This is a genomic window from Bacillus sp. PK3-037 (assembly GCF_054161355.1).
Window position 1 is genome coordinate 2,517,795 of the sequence record NZ_CP096408.1, and the last position, 15,976, is coordinate 2,533,770.

Below are 15,976 nucleotides of genomic sequence, written 5' to 3' on the forward strand. Positions count from 1 at the left end.
CTTTCAAACGACATACGTAGTTATCATATTCATGATTTTTTTCCATATGAAAAATCTTTTCAAGCTCCATCATTCAATAACATCTCTTTCCTATGAATTCGTCTTATTTTTATTCAGTTCGACAATCGCTCTTGCTGCCACTTCGGCATCGTCAAAGTCAAAGGTTTCGTTCCCAATCTGCTGATAGGTTTCATGACCTTTCCCGGCAATGAGGACAACGTCGCCTTTTTTGGCGTTGGCAACGGCAAAGAAGATCGCCTGCTCGCGATTTGCGATGCTGTGGTAGTATTCGTTCTCTACCCCTGCTTCCATATCTCTTAAAATGGCACGCGGATCTTCGCTTCTTGGATTATCTGAAGTGAAAATCGGTTCGTCAGCCAGCTCAACAGCGATTTTCGCCATTTTCGGGCGTTTCGTCTTATCTCTGTCTCCGCCGCAGCCGACAACAACAAAAAGCTTTCCTTCCGCCATGTCTCTGCATGTCTTCAGCACGTTTTCAAGGCTGTCCGGCGTATGCGCGTAATCAACAATAACCGGAAATTCCTGCTGCTGATTAACCAGTTCAAAACGGCCTCTTACGCCATGCAATTCTTCCACGGCTTCTGTAATGGTTTCAAACGGAATGCCTGCCGCAATACATGTCGCAACAGCAGCGAGCACGTTATACACGTTAAACTGTCCAACGAGCGACATCGTGATGTGCTTAGTGCCTTTGTTCGTCACCAGTTCAAAACTCGTGCCCTGTGCAGTGGTTTTGATATCTTTCGCCATTACATCAGCATTGTTTTTAATTCCATATGTAGAAATATGTGCCGCAGTGACCTTTTCAAAATAAGCGCTTGCCTCATCATCCGCGTTTAAAACAGCCCGTTTTGGATTTTCATGGTTGAATGCCCCGCCAAGCTGAGAAAACAGCAGGCTTTTTGCCTGTCGGTACTCATCCATCGTTTTGTGATAGTCAAGATGATCCTGTGTTAAGTTCGTAAACACGGCAATGTCATAATCACAGCCGTGAACCCGTCCCAGTGACAAAGCGTGAGAAGAAACCTCCATGATGGCCGTGTCGACATGCTTGTCATTCATTTTTTTAAATGTTTGCTGCAACGTGACGCTTTCCGGTGTCGTGTTTTTAACGGGAAGTGTTTCGTCATCGATTTTAATGTACATCGTGCCGATTAAGCCTGTTCGTTTCCCCGCTTTTTTGAGAATCTCATCAACCATATGGGTCGTAGATGTTTTTCCGTTTGTGCCCGTTATTCCGATCAGCTGCAGTTTCTTTGTCGGCTGTCCGTAAAACGCATCAGACAAAACGCTGAGCGCCCGCAGTGACTGCCGGACAATGATGACAGGCACATCCACATCGAGCTCCTTTTCAGCCACAATAGCCGCTGCGCCGTTTTCAACTGCTTTTTGCGCAAAATCATGGCCATCTACCGTATACCCTTTTACACATACAAAAAGACTCCCTTTCTTTACTTCTCTGGAGTCCATCTCAATTGAAGTTATTTCAGGGTCTTGTGAGTCATTTACAGAAGGTTCGGTTGTTAAGTATGTAAGCAGCTTTGTAAGTTTCATCGTATCAAACCTCTCAACATTCTATTCGTTCTTTTTATCATTGAAGTCACATCAAATGATGTGATAATGACTTTTAAGCATACAGTTCATATTTTAGCGTAAAAAAAAGGATACATCCAGCTAATCTTGAAAGATATCAGCATTTTTCTGCAATAAAATAATAGGCAGCCCGAATTAATCGGCTGCCTCCTTTTCATCTTCTTCAGTCAAATAAACACGTATCTTAGAGCCCTCTTTTACTTTTGTTCCTGCAGCTGGTGATTGTTTGACGATTTTGCTTCCTTTTCCGGAAGCATCTATATTCAGATTCACCAAAAGTGACTCAAGATCTGAGACAGACATCCCTACAACATTCGGAACTTCTATTGTTTTTGTGTCGTTCCATTGGTATTTTTTTTCGATTTGATTTTTCCTAGGCTTAACACCAAGCTCCGGCAGGCTGTCTCTCATAATACTCCCCACAATAGGCGCTGCAACGGTTCCGCCAAACTGAATCGTGCCTTTCGGGTTATCCACCGCGACATAGACGACAAGACTCGGGTCGTCAGCCGGAGCGAAACCAATAAATGATACAATGTGGTTGTTTTCGAGGTATTTTCCATCTTTAACCTTTTGTGCTGTTCCTGTTTTTCCGCCGACACGATAGCCTTCGACAAACGCATTGCGTCCGGTGCCTTCTGCAACGACGCTTTCTAAAGCATAGCGGATTTGTTTTGATGTTTCCTTAGAAATGACTTGTTTTTTGGCGATTGGCGATTGTTTTTTGACTGTTTTTTTGGTGACCGGATCAATCCACTCTTTTGCTATATAAGGTGTGTAGAGCGTGCCGCCGTTAACAGCGGCAGAAACGGCTGCAACCTGCTGAATCGGCGTGACGGACACCCCCTGTCCGAAGGCGGTTGTCGCTTGCTCAACCGGGCCTACTCTGTCAAGCGGAAATAAAATCCCTGTTCCTTCCCCCTGCAGGTCAATCCCGGTTTTTTGGCCAAATCCAAAGCCTTTTATATATTTGAATAGCTTTTCTTTGCCCAATCTCTCGCCCAATTCAACGAAGCCGGGGTTACAGGAGTTTTGCACAACTTCAAGGTACGTTTGCAGCCCGTGACCGCCCCTTTTCCAACAGCGCAGTCTTGCTCCGTCTACTTCTGCATGCCCTTTATCATAAAATTGGTCACGTTTCAGGTTGACTTTTTGCTCCTCCAGAGCCGCCGCAAGTGTAATAATCTTAAAGGTAGAACCCGGCTCGTATGTGCTCCATACAGGGAGATTCCGATTGTAAACGGACGGGTCAACAGATTGGTAGTCAGCCGGATCAAAGTCAGGTCTGCTCGCCATTCCAAGTATTTCTCCGTTTTTCGGATTCATTGCGACTGCAATCATACCGTCTGGATGATATTTAGCTTCAGCATTATCAAGCTCTCGTTCCATTATGGTTTGCACCTTCGAATCCACAGTCAGCTTCATATCGAGCCCATCCTTAGGAGGCGTGTAGTCATCCGCTTCATCGGGCATTTTCTTCCCTTTGGCATCTGTATAAAACTTAACAGAGCCTTTTTCTCCTTTTAAATCATTATCATAATAGGCTTCAAGCCCAAGAAGTCCTTGGTTATCAATACCGGCAAACCCAAGCACATGAGATAAAAAGCTGCCGAACGGATAATGGCGGATACTATCCTCCGCTACATACACCCCTTTTAAATCGAGCGCTTTGATTTCTTTTGCCTTCTCATTTGAAATTTTTCTCCCTTCTGGCGTAATCTTTTCTATCGATGCTTTTTTGGTGACGTGCTTATATACTTTTTCTTCAGACATATTTAACACCGCAGCCAGCTGTTTGCTCGTTTTCAGCGGATTCTGGACTTGACGCGGCACGACAAATACGGTCGGTGCACTTTTATTTGTGGCAAGCTTAACACCGTTCCGATCAAGGATCTCTCCCCGTTCCGGCTCAAACGGCAGGTTCCGGCTCCAGGAATCCTTCGCCAGAGAAGTCAGTTTCTCTCCCATGACAAACTGAACATACCCCAGTCTTGTATCAATGATCAGAAATACGATCACTCCAAAAAGCAAAACAAATAATAAACGTTTTCTAACCGTTACATTCGAGACGCGCAAGGCACCGTTCACTCCTTATTTAGGCTTGTTTCATTTTATGCCTGCGTATGGACAGGTAGAACGGCGCTCCTCTTTGGAGATATAAAAAAAAGAAAGCTTACCCGACGGGGTAAGCTTTCTTTCTATTTAATCAGGATTCTTAAACTTCACCTTGATCACAGTACCGTCTTTTATTTCTTTGTCCTTCTTAACGCTTTGGCTCACAGCGTAACCTTGTCCGCTCACTTCAATATGAATTCCTGCCAAATCGCCGTATTGAAGAACCTCTCTTCTCGACCAGCCTGTCATATCAGGCATCTTAATTTTGCCCCCCGTTTTCAGGAAGACCTTCTGATTGGTCAAAACTTCCTCACCCGCTTTTGGATATTGCTCTTTTACTGCAATATCACTGCCGATCACAATCGGTGTGAGGTTTTCGTCTTTCGCTTTCTTTTGAGCACCTGTTACAGTTTGATCTGTTAAGTCAGGCATCGCCTGCGCTTTCGTTTCTTCCTTATTTGAATCAGACGTTTCAGTCGGTTCAATGTTCAAATAATGCAAACTGTTTTTCATTGTCGGATTGAAAATTTCAGATACTGGATTAGAACCTGTTTCATCATTTTCTAATTGCGGCTGCTGCACTGCAACATAGATCAGCAGCTCAGGATCATCTTTAGGCGCCATTCCCATCACGGAAAATACGTAATTATCGCGTCCAGTCAGGTAACCATTTTGTCCGGCAATTTGCGCTGTTCCGGTTTTAACAGCCACATCAAAACCTTCAATTTTATATGGCTGTCCAGTACCAATATCAGAGGTAACGACATCACCTAAAATATTACGAACCTTTTTAGCGGTATCCGCAGAAATTGGGGTACCGGCGGACTGAGGTTTATTTTGATAAATGGTTTTTTTCTTGTCAGGATCAACAATATGGTCTATGACATAGGGTTTCATCATTTTACCGTCATTTGCTATTGCAGTTGCTGCCTGCAACTGTTGAATTGGTGTAACAGCAGAGGCTTGGCCATATGCAGTCGATGCTTTGTCAAACTCATATTTAAAATTCATTTTACTTGATACTTCACCCGGCAAGTCAATACCTGTTTTTTGATAGAAATTGAACTTATGAAGATACTCATTAAACCGGGAATAGCCCAATTTTTCATTAGCCAGTTTGGCAAAAGCAACATTTGAAGACCTTACAACACCGTCATGATATGTTGTTGCCCCCCAGCCTACACCATCATTATGGTCTTTTACAGGTTCTCCGCCAACTTTATATGTTCCGGACTTGTACTTTTCTTTGCCGTTATACACATTCTCCTGTATCGCTGCTGCAAGTGTAAAGATCTTCATTGTCGACCCGGGCTCATACGCATATGAAATCAAATCGTTATAATAATTCGTCACATCGCGCGTATTCGGGTCAAAGCTTGGACGCTGCCCCATGGCTAGCACTTTGCCCGTCTTCGGATCAACAACTGCGGCCATGATTTTTTTCGGTTTATACTTTTCCGCCACTTTTGTCATACTGTCTTCTAAAAAGGTTTGAATTTTCTGGTCAATGGTTAAATATACATTGTCACCATTTTTTGGCGCTGTAATTTTATTTTTGCTGTTCGGGAGCTCCCAGCCGGATTTGTCACTTTCGTATGTTACATATCCGTCCCGCTCCTTCAAATACTGATCCAGCACTTTTTCTAAGCCCATCGCGCCGGTAATTTCATTTGTTTTTTGGTTAACCTCGGCATAGCCGATTAAGTTGGACGCAAATATGCCGTTCGGATAGTACCGCTTTGTATCGCGCAAAAATGAAATTCCCGGAAGTTTCAGCTTTTCAATTTTCTGTTTTTGGGTATAGGTAATATCCCGGCCTGCTGACCCGAACTCAACTTGTTTTGCACCCTTCTTATTTAAGATATCAAGGATTTCAGCCTTGTCCAAATCTATCACTTTAGACAGTTCTTCCGCTGTTTTTTCCTTGTTCTGGACATGCTGCGGATGCTTTTTGTCAGTTGTCATTTTTTTATCAAGAATCGCAATCAGCTTATACGTCGCTGTATCCTCAGCAATCACTTTTCCATTTCGGTCTAAAATCGAGCCCCGGCTCGCTTCGATGGTCCGTTTCTTTTCATGCTGTTCTGTCGCTTTTGTCGCAAGCACTTCGCCGTTCGCTTTTCCGGTTATTTGAATATATGCCATTCTCCCAAGGATGACAAAGAAAAAGAGAGCGAAACAAATACTTAGAATCGCTGCTCCTCTGTTCATAAATTTATTCTTTTTTGGCATTTGAATCATTCCTGTATGTTTTTCACTTTTTTATCTTTTAAATTCAAGCCGTTCTTTTTCGCAATATCCATAATGCGCTGCGGCTTGCTTAAATCAGCAACGCTTTTTTCGAGGTCACCAATCTGCTTGTTTTCGGAAGAAATTTGCTCCTCAAGCTTTTGCACCTCTATATTTGTTTGGTAAGCCGCATATGCCTTCGATACGATTAAAAGCGATACGCTTAGCACTGCCGCAGCGAAGAGGACGAGAAGCACCTTTTCTCCGAGTGTAATGGAAGCCCTTTTCTTGACAATCACTTTTTTCTCAGGACCGATCGCATGCCGTTGCTGTTTCTCTGGTTGATAAGCTAAATTGCTCATAGGCTGATGACCTCCTTTTAAGTTTGCGTTCGCGTATTGTTATTTTCTTTTTTCAGCAATTCGAAGCTTCGCAGAACGAGCACGATTGTTTTCTGCCAACTCTTCTTCAGATGCCGTGATCGGTTTTCTTGTGATAAGCTTGAGCTCCGGTTCAAACTCTTCCGGTATAACAGGAAGACCCGGAGGAAGTTCCGGAAGTGACGACTTCTCTTTAAACGTAGATTTACAAATTCTATCCTCAAGTGAGTGGAAGGTAATCACTGATACCCTGCCCCCCGGCTTTAACACGTCAATTGCTTGCTCCAAAGCCTCTTCAAAAACCTTCAGTTCATCGTTCACAGCAATTCTGATTGCCTGAAACACGCGTTTTGCGGGATGTCCTCCGCTCCTTCTGGCCGGAGCGGGAATCGCGTCTTTTATTAGATCGACCAGTTGGCCCGTTGTTTGAATAGGAGATTTGCTTCTTGCCTCCTCAATTTTTCTGGCGATCTGTTTGCTGAATTTCTCTTCGCCGTATTTAAAGAAGATACGGACGAGATCCTCATAGCGCCACTCATTTACGACTTCTTTCGCCGTAAGCGTGGCCGACTGGTCCATCCTCATGTCCAAAGGTGCGTCATGATGGTAACTGAATCCGCGTTCTGGTGTATCCAGCTGCGGGGAAGACACCCCTAAATCAAATAAAATACCGTCTACTTCTGTAATGCCTTGTTCATGTAAACATTCTTTTAAATACCTAAAGTTGCTTTTAATCAGAATAAGCTGTCCTTGATAATCGGACAACGCTTCTTCTGCATGCTGTAATGCCGTGTCATCTTGGTCAAAAGCGATTAAACGCCCTTTCTCTGATAACTGCTGTAATAAATATGTACTGTGCCCAGCTCCGCCGAGTGTGCAGTCTACATATGTACCGTCCGGTTTAATATTTAGGCCGTCAACGGTTTCACGAAGAAGTACTGTCTTGTGTTGAAACATTTGTGTTGGTCCCACCTTTTATCAGGATGAATGGAAATTGTTTTTAGAGTGTTATACACGAAGATTCATTATATATCAAACCCAATCATGTTTTCAGCAATTTCAGCAAATGAATCTTCTTGCTCTTCTGTGTATTGTTCCCAAATTACTTTACTCCACAATTCAATTCGATTCGAAACCCCGATAACAACACATTCTTTTTCCAGTTTTGCGTAATTCAATAGAGATGATGCGATATTCACCCTGCCCTGCTTGTCCAGTTCGCATTCTGTCGCACCTGAAAAGAAAAATCGGGTAAATGCGCGGGCATCTTTTTTTGTGAGAGGAAGAGCTTTTAGTTTTTCTTCAATCTGTTTCCACTCGTGCATAGGGTAGCCGAAGAGACATTGATCAAGTCCTCTTGTCAGCACAAACTGCTCACCGAGGCCTTCTCTGAATTTAGCGGGTACGATCATGCGGCCTTTCGCATCGATTGTATGCTGGTATTCACCCATAAACATGATCTTTTGCCCCACTTTCTCTCCTTAACTCACCACTATCCACCACTTCTCTCCACAACTTCATTTTACACTGTTTATACATAAAAAAAAACCCTGAACTATTCAGGGTTCTTTAAAACTTTATTTCAAAGTTTGACAACTTGATGTTGATTTTGAAAAGAAAATGGCAGATTCTTGAATGATGTGAAGAATTTTGGACCGTACCTGTTTAAATAATACATGATATTCCAAATTCGCTCTTGCGGTGCGAGCAATGGTTTAATGCTATTTTGGATTCTCTCATAATCCCTTAAGACATAGCCTTCTTTTTCTTCAATTCGTTTTGTCACTGTACGCTCTAAAAACTGAAGCTGGTCCTGAATAAACGCCGCGTTCTTCAGGAGCAAAGGTTCCATGCTCTGATCAACCTTAAGCGCCTCCTGCCGGACGGTTTTATGAATCGCTTCAATCTGGTTTTTCGCTTGCTCAATCACCGCGGTAAACTCTTCCGGAATCTGGTGTTCAAAGTATTTTTCTTTTTGGTTTTCCGTCCCGCCTTCTATCGCCTCTTGTAATGATATCTTTCGTTCAACCAGCTTTTTCTCAATATGGCGCTCGACTATCGTGATGTTCAGCCTCGGCATAACAGGAGGCATTGTAAAGCCCATCACTGCAAAAGCCTGTTTGAGCTCACCCCAATAGTTGATTTCACCGGGGCCCGCGATAAATGCCAAGGTAGGAATCAAAAATTCCTGCATTAACGGTCTCGTTACAACATTATTGCTGAAGCGTTCAGGATGTTCTTCTATATGCGTATAAAGTTCATCCATCGACCATGCCAGATCAAGCTCCTTAATCACAAAACGGCCGTTGTCCTTCTCAATTAAAAAGCGTTCCTCTTCATATTCATAAAACAGATTTGCCTGCTCTTTTCCAGACTCGATAATCGGCTTGTAGCCCGCTTCGCGCATGAAGTCCTGCTGTTTAGAAACAGCGTGTGCAAGTTCATCATTGTCACGGAGGATCTTTTGGAACATGGCGGTTTCTAGCTTTTTAATTCCCGGGTCTCCGGAATTTAACAATACTAAGCCTTCCTCTTGAAACAGATCCGCAATCAGCTGTTCAAAGAAATCAGTAAACGTAACAGATTCCCTTAAACATCGTTTCACATGTTCTAGAAGTGTGTTCGTATGGTCTGTTTCTTCAAAAGCCGCAAACACATCGTCTATCCATGCGGCGCATTTTTCTTGGTCAAGCGGTGTGTTGGCGGCAGATGACTTTTTCCAGTAAGACTGCGGTAGCTTTTTTTTCACCGGACCGCTTTCTTCTAACGTGTGGACAAAATTAATTTCATCCAAATCATGGTCTTCTCCGGCAACCCAAAAGATCGGTACAACAGGCACTTGCAGCTGTTCTTCCTTTTCCTTTGCTAAAACAATAATTGAGATGATTTTATGTATGGTGTAAAGCGGTCCTGTTAAAAGCCCTGCCTGCTGTCCGCCGACAACAGCAACACTTGACGGATCCTTCAGCTTCTCAATAGAATGCTGCATGGCACTTGAGCCGAATTTGTTGTGATAAGAGGATAAATAGGCTGTCAATTCCTCTCTTGCGAAAACCCGCGAGGATAAATCTTTCAGTCTTTCTTGCCACATATCCTTATGATGAATGCTGTAATCAAAAAAAGAAGACATTTCTTCTTTACCATCTATATAGTGCTGTACAAACACATTCTGATTTTTGATGGAAAGTTCAGTTAGCTGCATCTTCTAGAACTTCCTTTCTCCAATAAATAGTTAGTTATCCGAAATGAGTATAGCATGTTACCAGAAAAGCTCAAAAGACTTTGTTTGTGTTTCGCTCCAAAGCTTTGATGCTGCCGTGTAAAAACGCAAGGTGAACAGCGTTGCGGCCTTGAAGCTGTGCTTCTTTCAGCAAATATCCGAGGATGGCGTCAGCCTCCGTCTGCCGTCCGGCGGTCACATCGACCAGCATGGAAGAGCGATTGTCTTTCGTTTGCTCACAAACTGCACGTACACCCTCCCAGGCCGCCTCTTCATCTTCCAGCCGCAAAATGCTGCACGCCTCTTGAAAAACGAGCTTCATATAAGAAAAATAAGCAGGCGCAGTCAACAGCTCTCCATTTTTCACACGCAGCAGCGCAGTTAACGGATTGATGCAGGCGTTTACGATCAGCTTGCCCGTCAGCAGTCGATACCAATCCATCTCATAGCAAATTGGGAATTCGGAATGGTTATGCTGTAGCACCGCGTTCAGCCGATCTGGTTCAGCATGCTTGAATGCGCTCCATTTTATCGCACCAATGCCTGTATGTTCAACTGCTGTATCCGATTTCCTTACAGCTCCGTGCTCAACAACCCCAACATAAACGGAATGGTCAGCCCCCCAGTCTTTAAGGCCGTGAATATGGCCCATACCGTTTTGCAAAAATAAAATATTTGTTTTTTTGATTCGTTCAAGCATCGGGAAAACAGTCTGAAGCTGATGCTGTTTCACTGTCACGACAAGAAGGTCAAAACATGAATCAATAGCTGTGCCCGCGCTGCAATGAGCATTGAACGCTTTTCCGGCTTTATAAAGCTGAATCCCTTCCGATTGAATCGCTGCGGCCTGTTCATCCCGCCTCGTCAAAACAGTCACCTCATGATCCAAAGATAAATAATAGGCACATAAAAGACCGACGGAGCCCCCGCCGATAATTCCAATTTTCATGATGTCACACCCAATTTAACATTTACGTATTATCATAGCAGAAGTATGAAAAAAATACTTCACAGAGATTTCAAAACCTTAAATTAAAGTTTAAATATTTGGATTTTTTAAATAAAGCGTTTACAATATATGTAGAGAACAACAAAGGGGGAGATTAATTTGATTAAAGTAGAACGTCTGCTCGTCAACTATAAAACGCTTGAAGAATTCAAGAAATTCAAAGAATACGGTATACAAGAGCTCTCAATGCTTGAAGATCTTCAAGATAATATCATTGAAAATAACAGCACTTCGCCTTTTTATGGGATTTATTTCGGGGATAAACTGGTAGCGCGAATGAGTCTGTATCAAGTTAATGGCAAATCAAATCCTTACTTCGACCAACATCAGGATTACTTAGAGCTTTGGAAGCTTGAGGTCCTTCCAGGTTATCAAAACAGGGGCTACGGTACAGCATTGGTTGAATTCGCCAAATCATTCAGAATGCCGATTCGAACAAATTCTCGGATTAAATCAGCAGAGTTTTTTAGTAAAATGAACTTTGAACCAGTCAAATATGACATGGCGCGGGACAAAGGGGAAAACCCGCTCACCTGGCATCCGGATATGGATGGCGAAATGACACCGGGTGAATCAGCATAAACATGAAACAACCGGCCTTTGATGACTCTAGGGCCGGTTCATTTGAGGGTTCATTACGTTTCTTGAGCTGTTTTTTTCAGTCTCCCGTCTTCCTTCGAAACAACCATTTTTCTGGCTCGATCCATAATATCGATCAGTGCCTTGTAGTCCTCTTCTGTCATCTCCAGCTGGTTTCTCAATGTTTGGTTTTCACTCCGTAAATCCTCGAGTTCTTTTTGCAGCGACTGAATTTGCTCCTTCATTTTTTCCTTTTCAACGTGGAATTCTTGCGCGGACGGCGCTTCTTTAAACTGTTCGAGAAACTCAATCACATCCTGAATGGACAAATCTCTTTTTCCCTCTGAAGCTGCCGGGGCAGCCTGCTTGACGGAATTCGGCATATTGACGGAATGAACCCCAATTTGTTTTCTTAGTTCTTTCCGCTGTTTTTTTGCCAGTTCTATGCCTGATTGGTATTGCTTTCTCACATAAGAGTTCCACCTGAATCCGCATGCAGCGGCTGTTCTGGTCAGTGCCCTTCCGACCTCCTCAAAGGCAGAAAGCTGTGTTCCGCCCTCGCGAATATGACGAAGCACTACTTCTGCCAGCAGCAAATCCTCATCCTGTGTCCAAGCATCTTGTCTTGTAATAGTCAAATCAATCTCCCTCCATGTCAGCTTATTTATCTCATACATATGCCGGTAATAGATTAGATAGACTATTTGCACTCACAAATTTTCTGCAAGCTGACAGGAAGAAAAAAAGAAAAGCGCAGGGTTTTCACCCTGCGCTTTTCTTTTTAGTTACTTTTTACATTTATGTCTTTGCCGTTGTATGATCCGCATGCTTTGCATACACGGTGAGACAATTTCATCTCTCCGCATGACGGACATTCTGTCATACCAGGTACATTAAGTTTGAAATGTGTACGGCGCAATCTTTTTTTCATTTTAGAAGTTCTTCTAAAAGGTACAGCCATTATTCCCACCTCCTTAAAGAGTTAAGATTCATCATCTTGTTTTAAGAGCTTTTCAAGGGCTGCAAGTCTCGGATCGACTTTGTTCTTCTTGTCTTCCTCTGAAATGACTTGCCAGTCCTTCCCTTCTTGAGGAGCAGCTCCTTTTTCTTGTTCAGATTCACAAAAGATTTGCATAGGGATTTCTAAAAGAATTTCTTCTTTCACGATCGGAGTTAAGTCGATAGTATCGTCCTCAACAGTGTGAACGTCATCATCTTCTATATCATCCGTCTGATGAAATATAAACAGTTCTTTTGTCGAAATTGTAAATGGATACGGAACATCAACGAGTGTTCTTGAGCATGGCAAAATCATTTCGCCTGAGATCGTAAAATCAAACGAAACCTGCTTAGATTTGATATCCGCTCTGCCTTTCACCCTTACAGGAGAAATGCGGCGAATGTCAGAATTCAGCTTTGTCAGCTCATGTAACTCAACTGTCTCATCAAACTCAAAACTCGGTTTTTTCATTTGATGCAACTGATAAATCGTCCATTTCATTTGTATCACCTCAGGAAAGCAACAAACATGATTATAGCTTTTAAGAATGTTTTTGTCAATATTTTTTCTTTACAGCATAATGCTGCCAGCCAAGCATCGTTGACAGCTGAATATACTATGCATACACTTAAATCAAAAAAGACGTAAGAGTTTTCAATTGCAAATGTACCATACGTTTTTAAACATAGCAAGAAAGGCGGAAAAAATATGAAAGCTGTCGGATTGGTGGTTGAGTACAATCCCTTTCATAACGGACATCTTTATCATGCCCAAACAGCCAAGCGACAAACCGGATGCGACACGGCTGTTGCAGTGATGAGCGGACATTTTTTGCAGCGCGGGGAGCCTGCTGTTGTATCCAAATGGGCCCGCACAAAAATGGCGCTTCAAAGCGGAGTCGACCTCGTAATCGAACTGCCTTATCTTTACGCGGTGCAAAAAGCGGAGATTTTTGCACACGGCAGCGTCTCCACTTTGAACAGACTGGGATGCGAGGCCCTGTTTTTCGGGAGTGAGAACGGACAAATTGAGCCGTTTTTAGAAACCGCAAAGGTAATGGATGAGCATCAAGATTCGTTTGATCAATGTATCAAAGAAGAGCTTAAAAAGGGTGCCAGTTATCCATCAGCTGCTGCTATCGCCTTCAAATCGATTTTACATACAGAAAACGGACTTGATATGTCGAGGCCGAACAATATTTTGGGGTACCATTATGTGAAATCGATACTTTCCGGCGGATATGAAATGAAACCCTATACGACATCGAGAATCTCCTCGGATTATCATGATGCCGACCTTCCTGATAAAGACAGCCATATCGCCAGCGCGACCAGCATCAGAAAAGCCCTGATTGAAAAGCCTTTTGAAGACTGCGTTGCGTTTCTTCCCGCAGCAGCTGCACGGGAATTAGCGGATTACCGCAAGTCTTTCGGGCTGTGGCATACACCAGAAAGCTATTTTTCTTACTTGAAATATAGTCTTTCGACTCTCACAGCCTTAGAATTACAGCACATATACGAGGTTGAAGAAGGACTGGAGAACAGAATCCTCCGTTCAATCAGAAAAGCCAGCTCCTATCAGGAATTTATGGAGTTTCTGAAAACAAAGCGATATACGTGGACGAGGCTTCAGCGGATGAACACACACATTTTAACGAGAACGAAAAAACAGGAGATTCACCGGCTGCTCAATGTCGATGAGGTTCCTTATATCAGACTACTTGGGATGACGAAAAAAGGACAGGCCTTTTTATCAGAAAAGAAAAAGGAGCTGTCCGTTCCGCTTGTCAGCAAGCTGGCCTCCTTTTCCCACCCCGCTCTCGATCTGGATATTAAAGCAAGCAGAATCTACAGCCTTGCGATAGAAGAGCCCCTTAGAACCGAGTTTGATTTACAAGAATACGGACATGCCCCAATACGATATGACGAGGATGAACACCGTTTTTTGAGCATATAAAAAAAGCACCTGGATATCAGGTGCTTTTCGCTTTCAGCTTATTCAAATAATCAATCGCATCCTGCATCGTATCAACAGGCACGATCTTCATGTCAGAATCAATATCTTTCGCTGTTTTTACTGCGTTTTTGTAATCAGAATTGCTGGCGCCGTTTTGATTCGGAGCGAAGAAAATGTCTTTGCCGGCTTTGTCTGCGGCGACGACTTTTTGGTCAATGCCGCCGATCGGGCCGACTTTCCCGTCAACATCAATCGTTCCGGTGCCTGCAATGTCGTAGCCTTTTGTTTCATCTGTTTTTGTCAGCTGATTATAGATTTCAAGTGACATCATTAATCCCGCTGACGGGCCGCCGATATTTTCGATTTCGAAATCAATATCAGGCTTTACCTTGACGTTTCTGTCCGTATACAGCGAAACTCCGATGCCGGCACGGCCAGGCTCATCAGGAAATTGCTTTAACGCAAGGGTGACCGTCTTTTCTTTTTCTTCTCTTTCGATTTTTAACTTTACTTTATCCCCGGCTTTTTTGCTGCTGATATAATCGATCAGCTTTTCAGCAGACTGATAGTTTTTTCCGTCCGCACTGATGATTTTATCGCCGACTTCTATTTTCCCTTTCGCCGGCATGTTTTCGACAACTGAGCTTGCGTAGATGCCGTTAAAGGAATAGCTTACTTTTTTTCCTGCCTTTTGATATGCGGCGATGACGGCATTTTCCTGTGAGCTTTTCATCATTTGCAGCTGCCGTTTCATATATTCCTTATCTGATTCGCCTTCTTCCTTGATGCTTTCATCAGGAACAATTTCATAATAGGGGTGCATCTTAGCCCATGCGTATGTAAATGGATTAGCCGGTCCCACTTTGACAGTCATTAAGGACAGACTCCCTGTTTCCGAGTAGCCCCCCTCCACTTTTATCAGTGAGCCGAGCTCTGTCGCTTCTCCCGGTTTTGTAATATAGTATGGCAGTTTTATAAATGATACAACGGCAATCAGTATGAGGATGACAAGCATCCAGCTGAAATGTTTTTTACGTAGCAAGTTATTAGCCCTCCCAATTCTCTATTTCTTTTTTTATCTGGCTGATGATTCGGTTTGTTGCCTGCTCGCCCGCTGTTATCACCTCTTCAATATTGGCAAACGAGCTGGAGCTGTATGTTTCTAGAGAAGGGCGAATCATGATATCAGCGGCGATCGTCTGATGTCGCACCAATTCATTTTGGAGTATATCCATACTTTGCATGATTACATCAAAAATATGCGCCGCCTTTTCGGTTTTCCGAACCCTCGAGACATCTGAAGCGATGATAATGTCAGCCCCCATATCTTTTACAACAGAAACCGGAATACGGTCGACCACCGCGCCGTCTACGAGAAGCCGTCCGTCCAGCTTCTGCGGAATAAAAATGCCTGGTATGCTGATGCTTGCCCGCACCGCATCTGACACTGATCCTTTGCGGAAAACAATCTTTTCTCCTGTCTGCAGATCACATGCGACAATTCCAAGAGGGATTTTGAGTTCCTCAATCGGTTTGCCGAATGTATAAGCATGCACGAGCTGCCTGACACGGTCACCTCTCAAAAAACCGAGTTTCGGTACCGTATAATCAGCATAGAGCCGCCGTTTGAAAGCCTTGGCGACTTTTTTCATCGTTTCCACGTCATGCCCCGCGGCATAGAAGCTGCCGACCAAAGCGCCCATACTGCTCCCCGCAATCATATCCACATCAATTTGGTGCTTATGTAAACTGGAAAGCACGCCGAGATGAGCAAGTCCTCTGGCGCCTCCCGATCCTAACGCTAACCCGATTTTAGGTTTGGCCAACATGTTAACCTCCTGCCCGAATTCCCTGTATACGGAATTCTATGGTCT

General features: G+C 43.4%; 15 protein-coding genes and 1 pseudogene. 3 read left to right on the plus strand and 13 right to left on the minus strand.

Going from position 1 to position 15,976, the window contains the following annotated elements; genetic code table 11:
- Positions 1-90: 90 nt before the first annotated feature.
- The 8 genes from M1D69_RS12810 to M1D69_RS12845 form a co-directional block, all read right to left on the minus strand.
- On the minus strand, positions 91-1,575 hold the full coding sequence (locus M1D69_RS12810; protein WP_458105883.1) for a UDP-N-acetylmuramoyl-L-alanyl-D-glutamate--2,6-diaminopimelate ligase: 1,485 nt from the start codon (positions 1,573-1,575) through the stop codon (positions 91-93).
- A gap of 174 nt (positions 1,576-1,749) precedes the next feature.
- Positions 1,750-3,690, minus strand: coding sequence for a stage V sporulation protein D (locus tag M1D69_RS12815; protein ID WP_458105882.1), 1,941 nt, complete (start codon positions 3,688-3,690; stop codon positions 1,750-1,752).
- 126 nt (positions 3,691-3,816) lie between these two features.
- Positions 3,817-5,961 (minus strand): penicillin-binding protein 2B, encoded by a 2,145-nt coding sequence (gene pbpB, locus M1D69_RS12820; RefSeq protein WP_458105881.1) that lies wholly within the window; start codon positions 5,959-5,961, stop codon positions 3,817-3,819.
- 5 nt (positions 5,962-5,966) lie between these two features.
- Complete coding sequence (ftsL, locus tag M1D69_RS12825; RefSeq protein WP_458105880.1) at positions 5,967-6,320, minus strand: cell division protein FtsL; 354 nt, start codon at positions 6,318-6,320, stop codon at positions 5,967-5,969.
- 39 nt (positions 6,321-6,359) lie between these two features.
- Entirely contained in the window at positions 6,360-7,295 is a 936-nt protein-coding gene (gene rsmH, locus M1D69_RS12830; protein ID WP_458105879.1) for a 16S rRNA (cytosine(1402)-N(4))-methyltransferase RsmH, read from the minus strand.
- 68 nt (positions 7,296-7,363) lie between these two features.
- Positions 7,364-7,795 (minus strand): division/cell wall cluster transcriptional repressor MraZ, encoded by a 432-nt coding sequence (mraZ, locus tag M1D69_RS12835; RefSeq protein ID WP_003221402.1) that lies wholly within the window; start codon positions 7,793-7,795, stop codon positions 7,364-7,366.
- 125 nt (positions 7,796-7,920) lie between these two features.
- Complete coding sequence (gene bshC / locus M1D69_RS12840; RefSeq protein WP_458105878.1) at positions 7,921-9,540, minus strand: bacillithiol biosynthesis cysteine-adding enzyme BshC; 1,620 nt, start codon at positions 9,538-9,540, stop codon at positions 7,921-7,923.
- Between the two features lie 70 nt (positions 9,541-9,610).
- Positions 9,611-10,507, minus strand: coding sequence for a 2-dehydropantoate 2-reductase (locus tag M1D69_RS12845; protein WP_458105877.1), 897 nt, complete (start codon positions 10,505-10,507; stop codon positions 9,611-9,613).
- Between the two features lie 159 nt (positions 10,508-10,666).
- Between M1D69_RS12845 and M1D69_RS12850 the strand changes: the two genes are divergently transcribed.
- Positions 10,667-11,149 carry an N-acetyltransferase gene (locus tag M1D69_RS12850; protein ID WP_458105876.1) on the plus strand — a complete coding sequence of 161 codons (483 nt, stop codon included), beginning with the start codon at positions 10,667-10,669 and terminating at the stop codon, positions 11,147-11,149.
- Positions 11,150-11,202: 53 nt separating this feature from the next.
- Here M1D69_RS12850 and gerR read toward each other — a convergent pair whose 3' ends face one another.
- From gerR to M1D69_RS12865, 3 genes are all read right to left on the minus strand, one after another.
- The gene (gene gerR / locus M1D69_RS12855) at positions 11,203-11,784 is read right to left on the minus strand and encodes a sporulation-specific transcriptional regulator GerR (protein ID WP_024121302.1); all 582 of its coding nucleotides are present in this window, start codon (positions 11,782-11,784) and stop codon (positions 11,203-11,205) included.
- Between the two features lie 143 nt (positions 11,785-11,927).
- Positions 11,928-12,107, minus strand: a complete 180-nt coding sequence (gene rpmF, locus M1D69_RS12860; RefSeq protein ID WP_003154457.1) for a 50S ribosomal protein L32 — start codon at positions 12,105-12,107, stop codon at positions 11,928-11,930.
- A gap of 21 nt (positions 12,108-12,128) precedes the next feature.
- Positions 12,129-12,647, minus strand: coding sequence for a YceD family protein (locus M1D69_RS12865; RefSeq protein WP_024121301.1), 519 nt, complete (start codon positions 12,645-12,647; stop codon positions 12,129-12,131).
- A gap of 27 nt (positions 12,648-12,674) precedes the next feature.
- Here M1D69_RS12865 and M1D69_RS12870 point away from each other — a divergent pair.
- Positions 12,675-12,858, plus strand: a pseudogene (locus tag M1D69_RS12870) (hypothetical protein).
- Positions 12,855-14,102, plus strand: coding sequence for a nucleotidyltransferase (locus tag M1D69_RS12875; protein ID WP_458105875.1), 1,248 nt, complete (start codon positions 12,855-12,857; stop codon positions 14,100-14,102). The pseudogene M1D69_RS12870 and the gene M1D69_RS12875 overlap by 4 nt, the downstream one beginning before the upstream one ends.
- Positions 14,103-14,118: 16 nt before the next feature.
- Here M1D69_RS12875 and ddcP read toward each other — a convergent pair whose 3' ends face one another.
- Both ddcP and M1D69_RS12885 read right to left on the minus strand, forming a co-directional pair.
- The gene (gene ddcP, locus M1D69_RS12880) at positions 14,119-15,144 is read right to left on the minus strand and encodes a protease DdcP (protein WP_458105874.1); all 1,026 of its coding nucleotides are present in this window, start codon (positions 15,142-15,144) and stop codon (positions 14,119-14,121) included.
- 4 nt (positions 15,145-15,148) lie between these two features.
- Positions 15,149-15,928, minus strand: a complete 780-nt coding sequence (locus tag M1D69_RS12885; protein ID WP_458106154.1) for a patatin-like phospholipase family protein — start codon at positions 15,926-15,928, stop codon at positions 15,149-15,151.
- Between the last annotated feature and the right edge of the window lie 48 nt (positions 15,929-15,976).

Excerpts from the sequence above, each read along its gene's own strand:
- M1D69_RS12875 (WP_458105875.1), top strand. The coding sequence starts at position 12,855 with ATGAAAGCTGTCGGATTGGTGGTTGAGTACAATCCCTTTCATAACGGA.
- bshC (WP_458105878.1), bottom strand. The coding sequence starts at position 9,540 with ATGCAGCTAACTGAACTTTCCATCAAAAATCAGAATGTGTTTGTACAG.
- pbpB (WP_458105881.1), bottom strand. The coding sequence starts at position 5,961 with ATGCCAAAAAAGAATAAATTTATGAACAGAGGAGCAGCGATTCTAAGT.
- M1D69_RS12865 (WP_024121301.1), bottom strand. The coding sequence starts at position 12,647 with ATGAAATGGACGATTTATCAGTTGCATCAAATGAAAAAACCGAGTTTT.
- rsmH (WP_458105879.1), bottom strand. The coding sequence starts at position 7,295 with ATGTTTCAACACAAGACAGTACTTCTTCGTGAAACCGTTGACGGCCTA.
- M1D69_RS12845 (WP_458105877.1), bottom strand. The coding sequence starts at position 10,507 with ATGAAAATTGGAATTATCGGCGGGGGCTCCGTCGGTCTTTTATGTGCC.
- M1D69_RS12810 (WP_458105883.1), bottom strand. The coding sequence starts at position 1,575 with ATGAAACTTACAAAGCTGCTTACATACTTAACAACCGAACCTTCTGTA.
- mraZ (WP_003221402.1), bottom strand. The coding sequence starts at position 7,795 with ATGTTTATGGGTGAATACCAGCATACAATCGATGCGAAAGGCCGCATG.
- rpmF (WP_003154457.1), bottom strand. The coding sequence starts at position 12,107 with ATGGCTGTACCTTTTAGAAGAACTTCTAAAATGAAAAAAAGATTGCGC.
- ftsL (WP_458105880.1), bottom strand. The coding sequence starts at position 6,320 with ATGAGCAATTTAGCTTATCAACCAGAGAAACAGCAACGGCATGCGATC.